This window comes from Colwellia sp. PAMC 21821, from assembly GCF_002077175.1.
In the GTDB taxonomy this organism is placed as follows: domain Bacteria; phylum Pseudomonadota; class Gammaproteobacteria; order Enterobacterales; family Alteromonadaceae; genus Cognaticolwellia.
Genome location: NZ_CP014943.1, coordinates 934,376 through 954,162, shown reverse-complemented (window position 1 = coordinate 954,162; position 19,787 = coordinate 934,376). Strand labels below are relative to the sequence as shown.

Here is a 19,787-nt window from a genome sequence, read left to right as displayed (position 1 = left end):
TCCTAACTTAATGCTTCGACTGCTAATTCAATTCGATCACACGCTTTTTCAAGCTCAGACAAGGACGTAGCATAAGACAAACGAAAATGGTTGTCGTATTCAAAAGCACTACCTGGAACAACAGCAACAAGTGCTTGTTCTAATAAGTAAGAAACGAAGTCTATGCTGTTTTTAATCGTGTTTCCTTGAGGTGTTATTTTACCTAAAAGGCCCTTAAAACCTGGATATAAGTAAAAAGCTCCTTCAGGAGAGTTACATTCAATACCTTCAATAGCGTCCAAGCGGTTAACTAAATAATCTCGTCTTTCTTGATAAGTTTTAGCCCAGTCTTGCAAATATTGTTGTGGCCCATCAAGTGCTGCTATTGCTGCTGCTTGGCTAACAGAGCAGGGGCAGCCCGTAGCTTGAGAAAGCACTTTAAGTAACATTTGCATAAATTTCTCTGAACTAGCCGCATAACCAATACGCCAGCCTGTCATACAATAAGCCTTTGAAACACCATTAAGCACTATCGTTCTATCTAATAGCTTAGGTTCAACCGCTGCTGGATTTGAATTAACAAAACCGTCAAAAACAATATGCTCATAAATATCATCAGCTATTACCCATACATGAGGATATTTAAGCAAAACATCTGTCAATGCTTTCATTTCTTCAAGACTATAGGCAGCCCCCGTTGGATTACTTGGTGAGTTAAGAATTACTAAACGTGTATTTTCATTAATCGCCGCTTCAAGATCAGCTGCTTGTAACTTAAAACCTTTTTCTTGAGGACAAGCTACAAAAACAGGTTCACCACCAGCCAGCATCACCATTCCTGGGTATGATGTCCAACATGGAGTTGGCACAATAACTTCGTTTCCCTCGTCTAATATTGTTTTCATTACGTGGAATAACAAAGGCTTAACTCCGCTATCAATTGCGATCTGATTTATGTTGTAGCTTAAATTATTATCTCGCTGTAACTTATTAATAACTGCTTGCTTTAAATCGTTAGCGCCATCAGATGGCGTATACTTAGTTTGGTCAGCTTCAATAGCTTCAATCGCTGCTTGCTTAATATGCTTTGGCGTATCAAAATCTGGCTCACCAATACTCAGGTCAATAATATCTTTTCCTTCTGCTTTAAGTCTGCTTGCAAGGGAGAATACTGTATTTATTGCCGAGGGCTGAAAACGTTCAAGCTGCTTATTAAATTCTGGCATTATGTCTCGTTCCATTTAAATTAATAACTAAAGAGTTGGTAGCTCACTTAAAGGTGGGCAGTTATAACAAATTGATTCAGGATCTATTTGCAATTCTAAAACAGCTGCAACCCCTGAATTTTGAGCGCGCTTAAAGGCATCAGCAAAGTCTTCAGTACGAGTTACTGTTTCGCCATATGCACCAAAAGATTTTGCAAAAGCAGCAAAGTCAGGATTAACCAATTCAGTACCGCTTACTCTGCCAGGGTGACGTCGTTGTTGGTGCATACGAATAGTGCCGTATAAACCGTTATTAATAACTAAAATAATGGGCTTGCCTCCGTACTGAATCGCAGTAGCTAATTCTTGGCCATTCATTAAAAAGTCACCATCGCCAGAAAAGCAAACGACAGTGCGTTCTCTATGTACAAGGCTTGCCATAACAGCCGCGGGAACACCGTAACCCATAGCACCACTTACGGATGATAAATTTGTGCCTTTTCCACTATATTGATAAATTTTATTAGGCCAATCAGAACAGTTACCAGCACCAGTTGTGACAATTGCATCTCGTGGTAATACTCCACGTAAGTGAGTCATAACCAGTCCCATATCTAAATCACCCGGCTGCGGTTCAGCAATCAAAGACTGCAAATACCCTTCTCGAAGTACTTCACGCCATTCAGCTAATTCATTACTAGTGGTTAAGTCAATATCAGTTAGTGCTAACGCCATTTCACTTATACCTGCATTGATCATCAAGTCAGCTTTAAATACACGTCCTAACTCTTCAGCTTGAGGGTAAATATGAATAAATTTTTGTTTTAAAACTGGTGGGGTAAGCACGGTATATTTACACGTTGTACCTTCATCTAAACGTGCGCCAAAAGCTATTAATAAGTCACATTCATCAATAGCTTTTGTTAAACTAGCAATGTTTCCCCAAGCGACATCACCAACGTAACAGTCATGGCGGTTATCAAACAAACTCTGTCGTCGAGAAGCTGCTGCTACCGGAATATTATTGCGGAGACAAAAAGCTTCGAAAGCTAAACGAGGTTCATCTTCCCAGCAAGCAGCTTCGATGATAACTAAAGGTTTCTTTGATGCTAAAAGCATCGTTTGCATTTGAGCAAGTTCAGCAGTTCCAGGACAGGTTCGCACAGGTACAGCTGGAGATAAATCAGCAACTTCAGTAAATTCTCGTAACATATCTTCAGGTAATGCAAGCACTACAGGACCCGGGCGACCAGATTGTGCCACCTGAAACGCGCGATTGATAAATTCAGGGATTCTAGCAGGATCGTCAATTTGTGCAGTCCACTTTGACATTTGACCAAACATACGGCGGTAATCTATCTCTTGAAACGCTTCACGTTCAATATTTTTTCGCGGCACTTGACCAATAAGTAAAATCATAGGGGTTGAGTCTTGATATGCAGTATGAACTCCAATCGAAGCATTTGTTGCACCAGGTCCTCGTGTTACAAAGCAAATCCCAACTTTTCCCGTTAAACGAGCATAAGATGTAGCCATAAAAGCTGAACCACCTTCTTGTCTGCAAGTAATATACTCCATACCCGTTTCGTGTTGATACAAAGCGTCTAATGCGGAAAGATAACTCTCGCCTGGTACACCAAATACTTTATCAACTCCATTTATTGCTAATGCTTCTATTAATACACTACCGCCAGTACGTTTTGTCATTACACGTTCACTCATTCATAAATTTATTTTATGTATTAACATTAACTAATTAATTTTTACAAAAAAGTCTTGTTGTTGATACACACTATTTTATTACTTTTTTGCTAACTCACATTTGGATAAAAGCTTCTTAGCAAATTATTTATCAAACCGTATTAAGGATGTATCAACACTTTAGTCCAATGTAAAAGAATCCTGCAAACGAATTAATTTTGCTGGTAAGTGAATAATATTCTTCTTGAATATAAAGACACACACTACAGTAAGACAGAGCACTTTAAAAAATTCATATCATGCTGAAATTGTTTCATTTGTGATTATTTTTAAAAAAGCCAATATGCTCTAAATAATATTACTAACGAGTATTTTTAATGTCATATAAACATATTGAGTTTTCGATCAATAAAGGCGTGGCTATTTTAATATTGAATCGTCCTGATAAATTAAATAGCTTCAATCAATTAATGCACAAAGAAATACGTGAAGTTCTCAAAAAAGTAAACATTGAGGATAATATTCGATGTCTGTTAATCACAGCGAATGGTCGAGGTTTCTGTGCTGGGCAAGATTTAGATGAACGGAAGTTTGATCCAGACGCAGCACCAATTGACCTTGGTGAATCAATAGAAAAAAACTACAATCCTATGATTCGACTAATTCGTTCACTTAAACTACCTGTTATTTGTGCGGTAAATGGTGTTGCAGCAGGTGCGGGCGCCAATTTAGCATTATCCTGTGATATTGTTTTAGCCTCTACCGAGGCAAGTTTCATACAAGCTTTCAGTAGAATTGGTCTTGTGCCAGACTCAGGTGGAACATGGACACTCCCACATGCGGTTGGCATTCCTAGAGCAATGGCGTTATCACTTTTGGGTGAAAAAATAACCGCTGAACAAGCAGAACGTTGGGGGATGATATGGAAGACTTATCCACCAAATGAGCTTTATGATAAAGCACTAAAAATGGCAATTGATTTATCCGTACAACCTACTTCAGGTCTGGCGCTAATAAAAAAAGCAATACAGTGCTCACCCCACAACACTTTGGATCAACAGCTTGATTTAGAGCGTGACTTACAAAGATTAGCCGGACAAAGTGACGATTACAAAGAAGGTGTCACTGCTTTTATAGAAAAACGTCGACCAAACTTTACGGGTAAATGACAATAACATTATAGATGCTAACTAGATTTGAACATTCATCGAGTTAGCATAAGTGTGTCATGATTTTGATTAACAAGTTTCCTAGTTTAGTAATCAAAAATAAATTTCATAACTTACTGAGTTATTAAACATACTTATTTAGACTCAATACTTCGCAGCAATTGCACTCCTACGATGAATCATACAATACATTACTTATAATACATTGAACTAATGAAAAATAATCATTAAAATCAAACAAGAAAAGAGCACGTACGCTTATTGGTGTGCTTTATTATTTGGAGTTAAACTAAATGCGTAGATTCCCTCCGTTCGCAGCTTTGCGCTCTTTTGAAGCTGCAGCACGGTATAATAATTTTAAACTAGCAGCCGAAGATTTATGTCTATCAGCATCAGCAGTTAGTCATCAAGTGCGATCGTTAGAAGAGTTTTTGGGTGTTCAACTTTTTCACAGAGAAAAAGGTAAACCAATATTAACCAACATAGGTACTGAATATTTAGAACAAATCCAAGATGTGTTCGATCGTCTAGAAAATGCAACTAATTCAACGTTAAAGCGAGGTAAACGTTCTTCATTAACCTTGCAGTTGCTACATTCTCTAGCTTCTTGTTGGCTGTTATTATTATTACCAAAACTGAAAGTGCGCTGTCCAAATCTTGATATAAAGTTGCTTAGCGCTACTACTCCTGTTGAATTTAGCAGCGGAGATATTGATGCAGCTATAAGATACGGCGATGGAAATTGGCTCGGTTTACAAAGTGACTTTTTAATGGAAGACGAGTTACTTTTAGTCTGTAGTCCTGATCTTATTGATGAGTTGCCAAGCATAGATAATTTAAAACAACTAGAGCAACAGACATTAATACAATGTAGTTTAGCACCAGAAGAATGGAAAGATTGGATAAAAGAAACAGGCAATGAACACTTTAGTAGTGAAAACTGGTTAGATTTAGACAGTAGAGGCTTAGTTTTAGAAGCCGCATCCTCAGGCTTGGGTATTGCTATTGGAAGAATGCCCTACGTGGTTGAATATTTAAAAAATGGACGATTAATCGAGCCTTACTCTGTTCGTGCTAAAACAGGGAAAGGTTATTATTTAGTCTATCCAGAGCATCATGCTAAGTTTGAAAATGTAGTACATTTACGTGAATGGCTCTTAGAAGAATGTCAGCCAAAAGATCAAGCTGAACATTCAATTAAGACTAATTAATAAGTATAAATTATTTGTAATATAACGAATTTACTCTTGCTAAAGATGTGCTTGCCTCATACATAATTCGATCTATTAGTTCCTGACAGGTTGGAATATCTTCCACTAAACCTACAGCCTGTCCGCAAGACCATATTGCATCATCGAGATTACCTTCAGAATATACTGATGGATTTCTTGTTCCAGTAATCAAAGGCATCAGCTCATCTAAACTCGCGCCACTTTTTTCGAGCTCTAGTACTCGTAGGGCCATACCATTTTTTGCAACCCTGGTAGGAGACTTAATAGTTTTTTGTACTATAACTGTATCGTCTTCACTTGCACCTTTCATCCAGTCTTTTACTGCACTATGAGCAGGACATTCTTGAGTCGCAACAAAGCGTGTACCCATAATAATCCCTTCTGCCCCCATACTTAATGCAGCCATTAAACCTGAACCATCAACTATTCCGCCGCCCGCGACAATAGGGATGCTAACATTTTCTACAGCTTTTCGAATCATAACCATAGTACCAACTTCAGACATCCCTGGATGACCCCCAGTTTCGTTACCAACAACACTTACAGCATCACAACCAATTCGCTCACAAGTTAGGGCATATTGAGCTCCCGGTACTTTATGAATAACTTTCATATTAGCTGCTTTGAGTTGATTCATATACTCTTCTGGGTTTCGCCCTGACGTTTCTATGACCTGTACTTCTTCTTCTATACACATAGCAATATAATCTTGTGCTTGAAAATTTCGTGCAGTAGGGAATAAGTTGATATTCACACCAAAAGGTTTATTTGTTAGTGATTTCAATAAGTGCAGTTCATTACGGAAACTTTCTTCATCAGGAAAAGTGGCAGCGGTAATAATACCTAAACCACCAGCATTTGACACAGCTGCTGCTAGTTCAGCTCGCCCTAGGCGGAACATCCCACCACAAATAATAGGGTGTTTGATATTTAATAACTCTGTTAAACGTGTTTTAAACATTATTTTTTCTCCAAAATATGGTTAAGCAAGGAAATTGTTTTTGTTACTTATTATTTATTAACTTCATTGCTAGTGATGTGGAACAACTTCGGCCCAAACTCTTTCACGTAACTCCCATGGAGCACCCAGTAATAGTTGATATGCTCGAGCTCGACGGAAAAATAATTGAACATCCACTTCCATGGTATACCCCATACCTGCCCATATTTGCTGAGCAGTAAATGTTGATTTTTTACCTGCTTCACATGTTTGAATACAGGCAATCGCGACTTGGTTTCTATCCCCTGTTACCGAAGCTTCTCTTACTAATAAGTGTGCAGCTGATAGTTCTAACGCAGACTCTGCTAAACGATGTTGAACTGCTTGAAAACTTCCAATTGGTTTGTCGAACGCAATGCGTTCCTTAGCATACTCAACCGCAATATCAGTGGCCTGAGATGAGAGGCCTACAATGTAAGCACAGGTAACTAGACGGAAATGATCAAATGCTTTAGCTAGTGATTCCCATTGCACGGGTATATATTCAGCGTTAACTAAATCGTTAGGTGAAACTTTGCTATACGCATTATTCGCTAAGTCAGGCATTGAGGTAGAGCTCCAACCAGAAGTCGGCTTATTGATAAGTGCAAGTACAGGCTGTCCGTTTTGGAGCGCAGGAACAACTAATAACTCTGCACTTTCTAATTGGTTAGCGATCCATACACTCGTTGAATTAAATTCAGGTAGTCGCTCAAGCTTAGTTGGTAATCCATTTGAAGGAATAGCAAAGGAGACTCTTTTAGTGCCAGTACTAAAGCTTTCTACATCCACTTTATCTTCTGCATATTGGGCTAATAAAGGCAGAGCCAAAACAGCGACTTCAGCAAAAGGTAGTGGGTAAGCAGCGCGCCCAAGCTCTTCTGCGATAATACAAGCTGAGATCAACCCTTCACTTTCTGTTTCAACATATTGAAGCATTTCTAACCAACCTAACTGGGCAAGTTTCGCCCAGCTTTTGTTAGCTAATGTCCAATCACCAGCTTCTGCAGAACGAACTACAGTTAACGGACTTTCAGTGACAGCAAAGCTTTGCGCAGCACTTCGAACCATTTCAGCTTCAAGGTCCGTCATCGATGCATTTTCATCATAGTTTTGTAAATGGTTAGATATATTCATCGTCTTCCTCCAACTAAATTAATTTTTTCAGCATCTACATAAGATTTGGCTGCTTTGTTAGTGTTTGAGTTATTTATTTCCTGCAAGATCTCTTCAGTATGTTCTCCTAAGCGAGGTGGTGGTCTACGTACTTTTCCTCCCTCCCCAACGCGAACACCTGTGCCAACACTCTGTACTTTGCCATAGCCGGGATAGTCATACTCATATAGGAAATTACTATCAACTACTTGTGGATCTTTCATCACTTGTTCAAGCATTTGCAAGGGAGCATTAGGCACGCCTTGTGCTTCGAAAAGTCCTACCCACTCTTGCGTATTTCGTTTAAGAAAACGTTCTTCAGCGTTCAAGGATAGTTGTCTACGTGCTTGATCTATCTCTTCTGTTTCAGGAATACCGTCTGGGTTCGTGTGCCAAGGGTCTTCCATTTCCAGCAACTTAAGAAAAATAAGACGTTGAGGCACATTCAAGCAACCAACAGTAATAAAGCCATCTAAAGTTTGGTAAGTACGATAGTACAATTCACGCGCACCAAAGGCATTAGAGCGTTTTGATACCGCCGCCATTTGCTCAATGGTATTACCCTCTTTGACAGGTAAATCTATAGCACCTTCAACGGTGAGCATTTTTTGACGCTGCAAGCCTAAGGCTGCCTCAAGCAGAGACGCTTCCACTTTTTGCCCTTTACCTGTTTGATAACGTTGGAACAACGCACACATAATACCGTAAAGCATATAATGACCGGCTGTAAAGTCTACTAATGCAACGCCAGCGTAACGTTTAGGTACACCACCATCCGGTGCAGGGTTAGAACTTAATAATCCACTAAAAGCTTGAACAACTAGATCGTATCCTGGTTGAATACTTCGATCTCCAGTGGGACCATAAGCCGTATTAGTGGTGTAGACTAAGCGTGGAAATAAATCCTTTAATTTTTTGTAATCTAGACCGTAACGCTCAGCAACACCTGGTCTAAAGTTAGAAACCATAACATCGGCAGTTTCCAATAATTTTATTGCATTATCACGTCCTTCAGATGTTTTTAAATCTAAAACAACAGAACGCTTATTACGGTTTAGTGCCATAAAACTTTGGCTAACACCCGGTGCAAAAGGGTCTTGATGACGCCATTGTTCACCTGTCGGAGATTCGACTTTAATTACATCAGCCCCCATATCACCTAGCAACATGCAACAAAAAGGACCGGCCACATAGCCAGAAAAATCAATAATTCTAATGCCGTTTAAGGGGAGGTTATTGCTTGAATCACTCATCGAGGTAACTCCAAACCGCGTGTAGCGATTATGCTCTTTTGTATTTCACTACTACCGCCAGCAAGTGTTAACGCAGGACTTGCGCGATAAAGTGCGGTTAATAAACCATCATTTACGGCTAATTCGGAACCATATTCAAAGAGAGCTCGAGTGCCAATCATATCAACAGCAGCATTAGCTATCGCTTGCGATAATAAGCCAATGTATAACTTACCGTAAGAAAACTCGTTACTAGCCCCGGTGCCGGCGTCTAAATGACGTGCAATCAAGTATCCGAAAGTACGCGAAACTTGAGCTTGACTATATAATTCAGCCATTTTTTCTTGAACTGCATGGACATCAGATAAGCAGCCACCGTCTGGCGCGGTACCTAACTTATGAATATACTTTGATAAATCATCTAGTGCGCGCCTAGCTGCACCAATTCTATCCATAGCAGAGCGTTCTAAATCTAAACTCTTCATTGATTGATGAAAACCGCGATTTAATTCACCAATTAAATTTTCTGCAGGTATGCGGGCATTATCGAAGAAAACTTCATTAATAACTCCACCCCCCAATGTTTCAAATGTATTTACAGTCACACCAACAGTTTTCATATCAAGTACAAAAGTACTTATACCTCGGTGCTTTATTGCATCTGGATCTGTTCGAGCAGCAAGGTACATGTGGGTTGCAACTTCGGCACTTGACGTCCATATTTTATGACCATTGATTACATATTCGTCGCCATCTAAACGAGCCGATGTGCGCAAGGAGCCAAAGTCAGAACCAGCACTAGGCTCTGAGAACCCTTGACAGAGTATCGCTTGTCCACTCGTGATCATTGGTAAATACTTAGCTTTTTGTTTTTCGGTACCAAATATCATCAAACTATTACCAAATACTTTTACCGATAATAAATAGCCACTTAAAGGTGCTCGAGCATAACCGAGTGCTTCATCTATAATGAAAGTTTCAAGATGGCTGCAACTTTTACCACCATATTGCTCTGGCCAATGTCGGCCAATCCAACCTGCTTGGCCAAGCTGACGATAAAATTCAATCGAATCTCCATCACTCATTGTTCCTTGTCTTTCAAGTCCTTTTGTAGTTTCAGGTATAACTTTTTCACAAAAGTCTAACACCTCTTGTCTAAGTGTATTTAGTTCATCATTTGTTGGTATTAGCCGCATATCAATCTCCGAGGCTGTTATAAAATTCAGCAATAGTTTAAGTTCGAATTTGTTTACATCGAAACATGAAACTATGTTGAATTGCTTTAACAAATGGCACAAGAGAATTGGATTCAGCCGAGTGTGAATAGATTTTGATTTGGTGTTAAATGTAATCAATTGATGTTTAAGTTGCTGTTTTTATATTCTTATTTATTTTCTGTATTATTTGTTTAAATTGATTGTCTAAAATTTATTTTATAAAATACTGTTGTTGAGGGATAAACCTAAATAAATTAATAAGAGGTTTATTTAGCGAGCTACAGATAGCTTTCTAAAAAAGATTAAGCAAAATAAAAGGGTTAAACTTTATCGAATATTAAAATTTAAATGTCAACTTGCACCTATTGCAAGCGGAAAGCTATATTTTTACGTTATCAAAAATTTTAAATTAAAAATATGATTAGCCGAACTTATTACCCATTGTTAATAAGGTTATAAGCCACCAATATAACTAATTAAGCATGTAACTTTGAATTAGTTTACTTCTTACAGCTGTTATTCCGGTAAATCATAGAGACTCTTTTTTTGTTTTCTTTATATGGATGGAGGTTATATGCCAAGAGGAGGTAAAAGAAATGGTGCTGGCGCGCCTAAAGGCAATTTTAATGCTATAAAGCATGGAAGGCGTGCCAAAGTTTTGTACAGTATACCTTTAGATAAAAAATTAACAGGTTTTGTAACTGCGGGGTCAGGTACGTAAAAAATCAAATCAATGAGCTTACACCCGACAAACAGACGAGCAGAAAATCTTGGCTAATATTGCTAGAAGTATGTTCCTGCGTTTACAAAAGCTAATGTCCTATTTGGCTAGCTGCTGCCGTAAACCACAACAAATAACTAATGTCTGAACTCTTGCCTTTAGTTAGTCATATGCTAAAGGCTTAAAAGAGCCTAAAGCGGACATTGATGCTACATCTTCCTATTCGTAATTTAGTTTAATAACTGAGTATTTAAATGCAGTTATAACTTGTTTCCACCCAAGTCAGGAAATGAGGCATGTTGCTTCATTTCGTCTATAAACGAAATTTTTGTTTTTATCTGTAGGTAAGTAGTGGTGTTGGCTGCAAAGAACTGTTATTAATATATAAAATAAATAAGGTGGAAACTTTTTTTCTGTAAAAGAGGCAAGTTGCCTCCTATTAAATTGTTAGGCAGTAATTCATAAACTGATGGAGAGATTTAACATTTAGTTTCATCGTTAATAGTAAAACTCAACAATTTGTAATGGTCTAAAGTCGAATGTCACTCCCTACGGGAAGGACGGTGTTGATAATCTATGATTAGCTCTAGAAAAGATAAACACCCATTAACGTCTATCCTAAAATAAAATGGAGTGTTGCTATGTTACGATCAAAAAAGAAAGAAGTTCGAGAAGTATTAAAGCTAGTAATCGACGCATCAGAAGTTGTTATTAGATTATTAAGAATTTTCCTGCTTCTTTGGGACTAAATGCTAATAGGTGGGGCTTAATTGCCCCACCACCCTAATACTGCCCAACAAGAAATTAAACAAGGACAAAAAACAGCTTGCTGTCCTTCGTTCCTCAGGCATTATAGCAAGCTGTTTTTTGCCTCTTAATGGGGCGTTGAGGCTGTAGAATTTCTCCAAAGTAGAAAGTCGTGGATGATATTTAGGTTCATACAGCCTATAAAAGTCATTTTTTAGTGAGATATTGCCTCAGATTTCACGCAGTAACGCAATTTGAGGTTTAATTTTTAATAAATTTTAAGGCTGTTTTTTCTAAAAGAGAAATTCTACAGTCTCGTTAAGTTTTAGGAGAGTTCAGTGTCCTCGCTGATTGAACAGATTAAAAATCGTAGTGACAATATTAAAAGTCAAAGAACTACTTTTGTGTCAAAATTAGAAGAACTAGATAATGTTCTATCTAAAGCATTATCAGGAATTGATGCATGGGCTTACTCTAAAACAGAAAATCTTGAGATGGTTGGTCCTGATGATTGGATTTATGGACATTTATCTTTTGGTGAAGGTGCTTTGAAAGTTGTATATAGGTCAACAGAGGATGATTATCATGACAACATAACTGGTGTGCCTGAAGAGCGTCAAACTCTTCAAACGAAAAGTATAAAATCTTGCCCAATTGAATGGCTTGAAAAGCTTTCTTCTGAAAAACAAATAAATCACCTATTATCTAGTATTGATAAATGTTTAGTTTCAATTGAAAGTAACACTATAGGTTCAATTGACTCACTGAATAAAGCCCTTGATTCACAATCTGAAGAAATCTCAAAAGAAACCACTAACGCGCTTAAAGAGACAGACTCTGACGAACTACTGCGAGTTTGGCTCAAAGCAAGATCTTCTATTCAATCAGACCCCTCAGATTCAATAACTAGATCTTCTAGCTACTTAGAGTCAGTTTGTCGTTTAGTTTTAAAAGAAATGGATGTACCACTACCTAATAAAAATGACATGACCAACTTAATAGTTTCTGCGGTAAATGCATTAGATTTGTCTGATAATTCAGAAGCGAATAGAGATCTCAAGAAATTGTTTGGTGGGCTTAAAGGTGTTTTTCAAGCAATTGGCACAATGCGAACTCACTTTGGGACTGCACATGGTTTTTCACCTGGCGATTATGTTCCTCAGGAACATTATGCAAGGTTAATCAATGATGCATCTGCTACTGCAAGTACCTATTTATTAAGAAGGTTGAGACAAAAACTTAACAAGCAAATCAACAAGGACTAAAACAGCGAGCTGTTCGCTTCGCTCCATTTTAGCCCACTATTTTTAGCCTGTTATTTGGGCGTTGGTATGAATCGAAAATTGGCGATAGCCGCAATATTTTTAATTATGCTGACTGGTTGTGTTTCTTCAAGAACAGCTTTGGATGTTGGATATTCCAATTTATTCAGAGTCGGTGACGATATATTGGAAGTAGCTTGGGTTCCTAAAGGTGAAACTGACTATTCTAATGCTCTTAACTCCGAACAATCTAAGGAGATTTTAGATTCCTGCAACAACGAAATTATGAATGATAATGAATATTTAACAGTTTCTAAGGTAGAGAATTTACTGCGAAACTGTATAAATGATAAAGGCTATGACTTATTGCAGCGCATAAGTGTTGTCTCTAGGTATTAAATACGTATAACAACACGCCCTGAGGTGGACAAAAAGTGAAATTAGCATTCTGAGATGAAAAAAACTGGCCCTATGACCTTACATCAGTCACTGAAGCATATAGTTATTTGTAGTTAAAATTAACCCCTAATATGTTCATAACATCACAAACACCTAATGTCCGCTATGTCGGAGAAAGTGACCATTACCAACCATACTTATAGTCCCTTTATAAAAGGATTACTATTATGTATCAAATCATCCCTTACACTCCTAAACCCACTTGGAACAAAGGTAAGCTCATAGGGCAGAAACTACCTCTTAAGCTTGAAGAAATATGGTCAATTCGAACAAGGTTGGACATAAGTAACAACCTTAGAGAGTTGACTATGTTTAATCTAGCTCTAGATTGTAAGCTCAGAGCGTGCGACTTTGTTAAATTGAAAGTTAGAGATATAGCTCATGGGGCAACAGTTCAATCTAGAGCAATACTTGTTCAACAAAAAACAGGCAAGCCAGTACAGTTTGAAATCACCCCAAAAACTAGAGTTGCCATTACGTCATGGATCAAATTCAATTACTTAAAAACAAGTGATTACCTTTTCCCAAGTAGGGTAAAAACCAGTGAACATTTATCTACAAGACAATACTCTAGAATAGTAAAACGTTGGATCACAAGTATTGGTCTAGATCCTACTGCATATGGAACACATTCCATGAGAAGAACTAAGGCATCACTCATTTATAAACGAACGAAGAACCTACGCGCAGTGCAAATTTTATTGGGTCATACCAAGCTAGAAAGTACAGTGAAATACCTTGGTGTTGAAGTTGATGATGCGCTCGAATTATCAGAGCATACCGATATATAAGCAATGTATTTAAAAAAAAGCATGGACGCTTTTGAGCCTAAAGCGGACATTGATGCTGCATCTTCCTATTCGTAATTTAGTTTAATAACTGAGTATTTAAATGCAGTTGTAACTTGTTTCCACCCAAGTCAAGAAATGAGGCATGTTGCCTCATTTCGACTATAAGCGAAATTTTTGTTTTTATCTGTAGGTAATAAGTGGTGTTGGCTGCAAAGATTTGTTATTAATATATAAAATAAATAAGGTGGAAACTTTTTTTCTGTAAAAGAGGCAAGTTGCCTCCTATTAAGCGTTATACGAGGGAATCATGGAAATATCGGATTATTTAACGTTACTTAATTCGTTGAGAGATTCTGGATTAGGCATTTGGGCAAATTTCTTGACGGTATCATTAGCCATTGTTGCTTTTGTTGGGTCAGTAAAGTCTTTGGATATTAGGGGGATTGTTCTTCTTTCAGTTTTGTTCGCTGTTTTCTCTTATACTAATTACACTGGTTTAAAGAAAAACTTTGAGCTGCGGCAAGAAGTGGTAGCCACCATCAATAAAATAAAGCAATCAGACTTTCAGAGCGAAAGCAGCTGGAAGGAGTTTAAGAGCGACAGGAGATCAAATAGCGCCCTTATAAGTAAATATTCCTCTGAAAAAAAATGGAGCGAGGAAAAGCTTATTTTCCATAATTTTGTATCAGCTTTAGTTCCGTTATTAATTTTTTCGTACTACGTACTAGGCATATGGCTAACAAGGCGCTCAAACGGGACCGCCAAAATCGTGGCTTCGCCACAAAGCGGCCCTTTAGCTTAGCGTTAGCAAGCATTGCATACTATGGAGTTTACCTTGATACGGATATTTTCAATTATTATATGTTTATTCTTTAATCAAAGCGCTGTAGCAGAAGAAACCTACTTAACAGAGTTAAAAAGCTTTATTGCTGCCTTCAAACCTGTTGTTGATATAACTAAGGAACTTAGCTCACTAAGTTTCGATAAATCTACTGAAAATGAGATTGAATTTAGAGCAGCAATGAATAAATGTGTTCTAAACGATCTAGATAGGTTTTATGAAAAATCAATTCCTACATTTAAAAAATACTATTCGATTTCGGAACTCCAAAATTTAACTCGTTCTTTGCAATCAAAAGAGGGTAAAGTTTATTTAGATTATATTGGAGGCATTATTGTTAGTAGTTCCCTTACGCCAAAGGAAGTTGAAGCTATAAATATGATTTGGAATACAAAAGAAGTGTTGAAACTAGAGCCTTTTTTCGCAGAGTTATCAGAAAAAACGGAAGAGTATGCTTTACCATTTCGTGATTATTGCTTAAAAAAATACTTACCTGAGAAGTAACTTGCTAACAACACGCCCTGAGGTGGACAACTAGTAAATTTTAGCGTTCTGAGCTGAAAAGCCACAGACGACTATGAACTTAAGCCCGACTAACAGTCGAGTGTAAAGTCTTGGCTAAAATTGTCCTAAATATGTTCATGGATTCACAAAAACCTAATGACCGCTATTGGCTAGCTGCTGCCTTAAGCCACAACCAACAGCAATTGAATATATTGTCGGAACAGTTGCCATTATAAAATTAGTCTTAAAGACTGCTTTCCTAAAATTAGAATGATTTATTTATTAAAATTAATGGTTAACCTAAATGATATTAGATGGTCAAAGTTAATACTATTTAGTGGCAGTAGTGAATGATAATAACCGGAAGTTCTAATGCAATTGGGTGGCATAACCGATGTAATTACCCAATATTTTAATTAAACTTGCCAAATTTTCTCCTGATATCTATCGACCTAATTATTAAAAGTCAAAAAAGTTGGCTAACGAAAGAGTAAAAGCCGACCGTTTTTGTCTTAGTTTATCTTCTTACTTTATTTGCATTGAGTTTGCAGAACGAGCCCCTCATATACTTGTGTTAATATTTACTAAGCTATCCAAAACTATTAAATTATCATTACGTTATACTCTTGGATTATTTATATAGTAACTGATTACGTTTAGGTAAATTATGCCAACAAAGAATCAAATAAAAAAAGTAAAACAGGCTTTTATTAGCTCACCTAAAGCAAACGACAAAGTGTTAAGTGCTATCGAAATCGCAAAAGCTGTAATTGGTATTGATATAATGGAGCAGCACAAAAAGAAAATACTAACTGAAGTTCAATGGTTAATATCTGAAGCTCACGGTAAATATACAACAAAGTATCGAACAGCAGGTGTTTTGAGTGATAGTGACGAGTCCGTTCAACATGAACATGTATTTCCAAGAAAAAAACTATCACTTCGTATCTTAAATGATCCAATAAATATTGAAAAATACTTAAAAGATGTAGTGGGGTGTGTTGTCACTGTGAATGAACATAACCTATTATCAATCGCTGAAAAGTCTAACCCTGAATTAGATGGTTGGGATAGGTATAAAGCTGCAGGTATAGTGGTTTATGATATGGAACAAATACCGCCTATAGAGGTCAAGTTTTAAACTCAGGTATACATGTTTTCAAGGGACACTCAATAAGTGTGAACGCCGTCATAATTTTCGTCATCGTTAAAGGTTTATTATAGTGTATCAATGTATTAACAAAAATATTGACAATCTGCTTGACGAAATTGGTCATGAGCATGTCAAAGACTACGAGTTCCTTTTGAACGAACTAAGCTCAATAAACGTTGCAAAAGATATTAATTATCAAACCAAATATCGTACTTTTTGGGTGATGAGATATATATCGCCTGATTCTGATTTTAATACAAAGTATTTCGAATTTTTGGAAAATAATAAGAACAAAAAGTCAGTAACACTGGATGAAGTCTGTACTCACTTTAATGGAGTTACAACAGATAAAGCAGGTAAATACTCATCATTTCAATTTTCGTTTATATCGAAACTCATGCACATGATCAACGGTACTTTCCCTATATATGATTCTAAAGTACGAGATTTTTATTTCATCCCAATTAGTAGTGATAATAATTTTGAAAAAAAACGAAAGAATGCAAATGGCTTAATCTATTACCTTATTCAAGAACAAAAGAAAGCGATTGCTTGTAAAGAGATTAAAAGCGCCATGAATAAATTTAAGAATAGATTTTCGCCTCATAACTTTTCAGATGAAAAAATTCTAGATTCTTTAATATGGGGCTATGTAAAGTATAGAGAGAAAAAAGTAAAACAATATATAATTGATAACTAGGTTATTTTTAATAACAGATAACGAATATAGTATATTTTCAGGTTTCGTTATTTCAGTTTAAAATTAGACTGAAGCTAATACTTGATAAGTATAGAACAACACGTTTTTGACCTCTTATAGCTTATAAAGCTCATCAAAAAATACTTAGCTACCTTGCTACAACTTGAAAATTATAAAAAAGTAACATTTTTATAATTGCGCACCTTTGATAACCTTTTTGTTTTCTTTATATGGACGGAGGTTATATGCCAAGAGGTGGTAAAAGAAATGGTGCTGGCGCGCCTAAAGGTAATTTTAATGCTATAAAGCATGGAGGGCGTGCCAAAGTTTTGTACGGTATACCTTTAGATAAAAAATTAACACGCTTTGAATATAGAGCTCTTTGTTTAGAGCAATTAGAACATGTTAAATCTCAAGATGTTATTTTGGATATAACATTAGGGCCTACCTACTACCAACTCAAACAGAGATATCATGGCGCTATTTTCATTAACGAGAAAATATCTATGACAAGCAGTTTACAATACTATAAAACTTTAGCTGCCTCTCTTAAAACGGTTACCCCATACCTGTAACTTATCTAATTCATATTAAAATTCATTTACCAAATATCTAACCAAACAATCAAAGAATATTTATTATAAATTTTTCAATAAGTTAAATCAGTAATTGTGATCAGTAATTGTGATCAGTAATTGTGATCAGGTTATGTGATCAATTGATGTATTCGCAGACTTGATCACATCGATTGTATTAGCTTTATATGTTGTATTTTATTCTTTTATTAAAAAGAGGTGCTGAATGATTTTAGCTAAAAGTTGTGGCAAATTAGTCGCGCTGGATCTTGCTAGATCCTATTGGAACTAGCTGGATTAAAAAAGAGGTGTTGAATGACATGCAGGTTTTAATGCGTCATTCTTGGCTCTGGACAGTGTTGGCTTTGAGTAACCGTTTCTAGTTGTTACTGGCTCTTAGCATACTAAATATAACCTTAAGTAGATTGAATTATGAATAAAAGTATATTTGAAAGTTGTTTTGCTTCTAATCGAGTTGAAAAAATATTTCAACTCATAGTGATCAAGATAAATGGTATAAGCATGACCTTAATAGATGATCAAGAATGCGATTTAGCTGGAAACCAAGTAACACGATTGCATATTTGTAATATATCAAAGTATATGAATGTAAATAAAATTCAAAAATTTAGTTTTTCACCAGTAATTTTTGACACTCCCCCCATAAAACCTTTAGTAAGCATGTTCTGCAAATTACGGCACCTCATAAAAACTTCGTTACCGATTATGCATCTCCTGTCCGGCCACTTTCAAAAAAAATACTTTTTTAGGTTTAACCATTAAAGGTAATACCTAAAAAATAAAGCCTTAAGGTTTTATTTAGCTCCATATTTTTATAGCAAACTTTAATTACTGAAATCAGTAACGACGGGGTTTTTACGCCCAAAGGAATCACAAATGTACTTTATAAAACTACCAGCAGTTATGGCAAAAACAGGGTTAGGAAAGAGCTCTATTTACGCAATGATGGCAGAGAATCGATTCCCAAAAAATATAAAGCTTGGACCACGAGCTGTTGCATGGTCTAGCCAATTAATCGACGAGTGGATGGCTGAACGAATTCAGTCATCGTTATAAATTTAAATAGCCGCCTTGATAATAAAGCGGCTATTCAGTTAGATGTTTATCTTTGTTAAAGCTAGAGAGATAAAGAGAATCAGCACCATTTTAGGACAATTTAAATGAGTACAGTGTGTACCAAAAATAAGACATTAATCGATCATTGCGCAATTAGTTTTCAAACAAAAAATAATCTAGAAATGAATCATATTATATTAAAAATTAAGTATTTAATGAGACGCTTTAAAATAAGAGTAGGAATTAATAAACCACAGTTAACACATAAATTTACCGCTGGAAATATTCTTTATTGTGATTATATGGCTAAAAATAATAAGTCAGTTGGATCAATTAAAATAAATTATCACGATAGTTTGGTAAAGCTAGAGCTTAATGGTTCTTTATGCTCCTATATTCAGCTGGAGGATGAGGGGTTCTCAGCTATCTATGAATTTTCAAAAGCATACTGTGGAATCATTAGGAGGCTAGATATTTGTCTAGATGATAAAAGTGGAAAATATAACTTAAGGAGAGCACAGCAAGACTACTCTAGTAGTAAATATAACTCTAAAAGTGGCCCTAAACTAACTTCAGAAACACATTGTTCTAGCTCAGGAAGAACAAAGTATTTAGGTTCAAAGTTGTCTTATAAGTTTGTCCGAATTTATGAAAAAGGTAAGGAACTTAAGTTAGCTAAAAATGACCCCGAATATAAGAATTGGACCAGGCATGAAGTTGTTTTAAAAAACCAAGGAAAGGTTTTAATTCCGCTTGAAGCCTTGATAAACCCTGATGGTATATTTGTATCATCATTTCCTAAGGCACATCGTAAAATGCTGAAAAACTGTGAGCCTCTTAATGTTGAAAAGATCGTTGCTAAGGAGGTTTCCACAACTTTACTACAGAAAACCCTTACTTTGAAAAAAGTGAGAGGAAGAACAATCGATCTTATTAGATCGGTTATTGATGATGATACTAAAACGTTAGATACAATTTGTCGTGATGGGCAATTAAGTACTTTTACAATACCTGATAAATTAAACCGCGATATTTTGAAAGAGCAATTCGATGAATTGTTAACCTATGCAAATAGTGGAGCTTAACAA

General features: G+C 36.4%; 19 protein-coding genes. 13 read left to right on the top strand and 6 right to left on the bottom strand.

The genetic code is table 11. The annotated features are described in order from the left end of the window. Positions 1–2: 2 nt before the first annotated feature. Entirely contained in the window at positions 3–1,205 is a 1,203-nt protein-coding gene (locus A3Q33_RS03995; RefSeq protein WP_081178818.1) for a pyridoxal phosphate-dependent aminotransferase, read from the bottom strand. A gap of 27 nt (positions 1,206–1,232) precedes the next feature. After that, a complete protein-coding gene (locus A3Q33_RS03990) occupies positions 1,233–2,891 on the bottom strand; it encodes a thiamine pyrophosphate-binding protein (RefSeq protein ID WP_081182275.1) in 1,659 nt (552 codons plus the stop codon). Positions 2,892–3,262: 371 nt separating this feature from the next. Here A3Q33_RS03990 and paaG point away from each other — a divergent pair, with 371 nt between their 5' ends. Both paaG and A3Q33_RS03980 read left to right on the top strand, forming a co-directional pair. Continuing rightward, complete coding sequence (gene paaG, locus A3Q33_RS03985) at positions 3,263–4,054, top strand: 2-(1,2-epoxy-1,2-dihydrophenyl)acetyl-CoA isomerase PaaG (protein ID WP_081178817.1); 792 nt, start codon at positions 3,263–3,265, stop codon at positions 4,052–4,054. A gap of 293 nt (positions 4,055–4,347) precedes the next feature. Next, a complete protein-coding gene (locus tag A3Q33_RS03980) occupies positions 4,348–5,265 on the top strand; it encodes a LysR substrate-binding domain-containing protein (RefSeq protein ID WP_081178816.1) in 918 nt (305 codons plus the stop codon). Positions 5,266–5,275: 10 nt separating this feature from the next. On the opposite strand, the gene A3Q33_RS03975 is transcribed toward A3Q33_RS03980, so the two are convergent. The 4 genes from A3Q33_RS03975 to A3Q33_RS03960 all read right to left on the bottom strand — a co-directional run bounded on the left by A3Q33_RS03975 (position 5,276) and on the right by A3Q33_RS03960 (position 9,848). Continuing rightward, entirely contained in the window at positions 5,276–6,247 is a 972-nt protein-coding gene (locus A3Q33_RS03975) for an NAD(P)H-dependent flavin oxidoreductase (protein ID WP_081178815.1), read from the bottom strand. A gap of 69 nt (positions 6,248–6,316) precedes the next feature. Continuing rightward, positions 6,317–7,402 carry an acyl-CoA dehydrogenase family protein gene (locus A3Q33_RS03970; RefSeq protein ID WP_081178814.1) on the bottom strand — a complete coding sequence of 362 codons (1,086 nt, stop codon included), beginning with the start codon at positions 7,400–7,402 and terminating at the stop codon, positions 6,317–6,319. Further along, positions 7,399–8,673 carry a CaiB/BaiF CoA transferase family protein gene (locus A3Q33_RS03965; RefSeq protein WP_081178813.1) on the bottom strand — a complete coding sequence of 425 codons (1,275 nt, stop codon included), beginning with the start codon at positions 8,671–8,673 and terminating at the stop codon, positions 7,399–7,401. The genes A3Q33_RS03970 and A3Q33_RS03965 overlap by 4 nt, the downstream gene beginning before the upstream one ends. Further along, positions 8,670–9,848, bottom strand: a complete 1,179-nt coding sequence (locus A3Q33_RS03960; RefSeq protein WP_081178812.1) for an acyl-CoA dehydrogenase family protein — start codon at positions 9,846–9,848, stop codon at positions 8,670–8,672. Before A3Q33_RS03960 ends, A3Q33_RS03965 begins: the two co-directional genes overlap by 4 nt. Positions 9,849–10,443: 595 nt before the next feature. On the opposite strand from A3Q33_RS03960, the gene A3Q33_RS20565 reads away from it, so the two are divergent. The 11 genes from A3Q33_RS20565 (at position 10,444) to A3Q33_RS03905 (ending at position 19,784) form a co-directional block, all read left to right on the top strand. Next, positions 10,444–10,590, top strand: a complete 147-nt coding sequence (locus tag A3Q33_RS20565) for a hypothetical protein (protein WP_155866693.1) — start codon at positions 10,444–10,446, stop codon at positions 10,588–10,590. A 1,085-nt stretch (positions 10,591–11,675) separates the two neighbouring features. Beyond that, positions 11,676–12,602, top strand: coding sequence for an abortive infection family protein (locus A3Q33_RS03955; RefSeq protein WP_081178811.1), 927 nt, complete (start codon positions 11,676–11,678; stop codon positions 12,600–12,602). Positions 12,603–12,668: 66 nt separating this feature from the next. Beyond that, on the top strand, positions 12,669–12,998 hold the full coding sequence (locus tag A3Q33_RS03950) for a hypothetical protein (RefSeq protein WP_081178810.1): 330 nt from the start codon (positions 12,669–12,671) through the stop codon (positions 12,996–12,998). A gap of 227 nt (positions 12,999–13,225) precedes the next feature. Beyond that, complete coding sequence (locus A3Q33_RS03945; RefSeq protein ID WP_081178809.1) at positions 13,226–13,849, top strand: tyrosine-type recombinase/integrase; 624 nt, start codon at positions 13,226–13,228, stop codon at positions 13,847–13,849. 307 nt (positions 13,850–14,156) lie between these two features. Then, positions 14,157–14,651, top strand: a complete 495-nt coding sequence (locus tag A3Q33_RS03940) for a hypothetical protein (protein ID WP_081178808.1) — start codon at positions 14,157–14,159, stop codon at positions 14,649–14,651. A 33-nt stretch (positions 14,652–14,684) separates the two neighbouring features. Beyond that, positions 14,685–15,194 carry a hypothetical protein gene (locus A3Q33_RS03935; RefSeq protein WP_155866692.1) on the top strand — a complete coding sequence of 170 codons (510 nt, stop codon included), beginning with the start codon at positions 14,685–14,687 and terminating at the stop codon, positions 15,192–15,194. A gap of 667 nt (positions 15,195–15,861) precedes the next feature. Next, positions 15,862–16,335, top strand: a complete 474-nt coding sequence (locus tag A3Q33_RS03930) for a hypothetical protein (RefSeq protein WP_081178806.1) — start codon at positions 15,862–15,864, stop codon at positions 16,333–16,335. An 82-nt stretch (positions 16,336–16,417) separates the two neighbouring features. After that, positions 16,418–17,047: a hypothetical protein gene (locus A3Q33_RS03925; RefSeq protein WP_081178805.1), complete on the top strand. Its 630-nt coding sequence runs from the start codon at positions 16,418–16,420 to the stop codon at positions 17,045–17,047. Positions 17,048–17,292: 245 nt separating this feature from the next. Then, a complete protein-coding gene (locus tag A3Q33_RS03920) occupies positions 17,293–17,622 on the top strand; it encodes a hypothetical protein (protein ID WP_081178804.1) in 330 nt (109 codons plus the stop codon). A gap of 897 nt (positions 17,623–18,519) precedes the next feature. Next, complete coding sequence (locus tag A3Q33_RS03910) at positions 18,520–18,699, top strand: AlpA family transcriptional regulator (RefSeq protein WP_081178802.1); 180 nt, start codon at positions 18,520–18,522, stop codon at positions 18,697–18,699. Positions 18,700–18,803: 104 nt separating this feature from the next. Continuing rightward, entirely contained in the window at positions 18,804–19,784 is a 981-nt protein-coding gene (locus A3Q33_RS03905) for a replication initiation factor domain-containing protein (RefSeq protein ID WP_081178801.1), read from the top strand. Positions 19,785–19,787 lie beyond the last annotated feature (3 nt).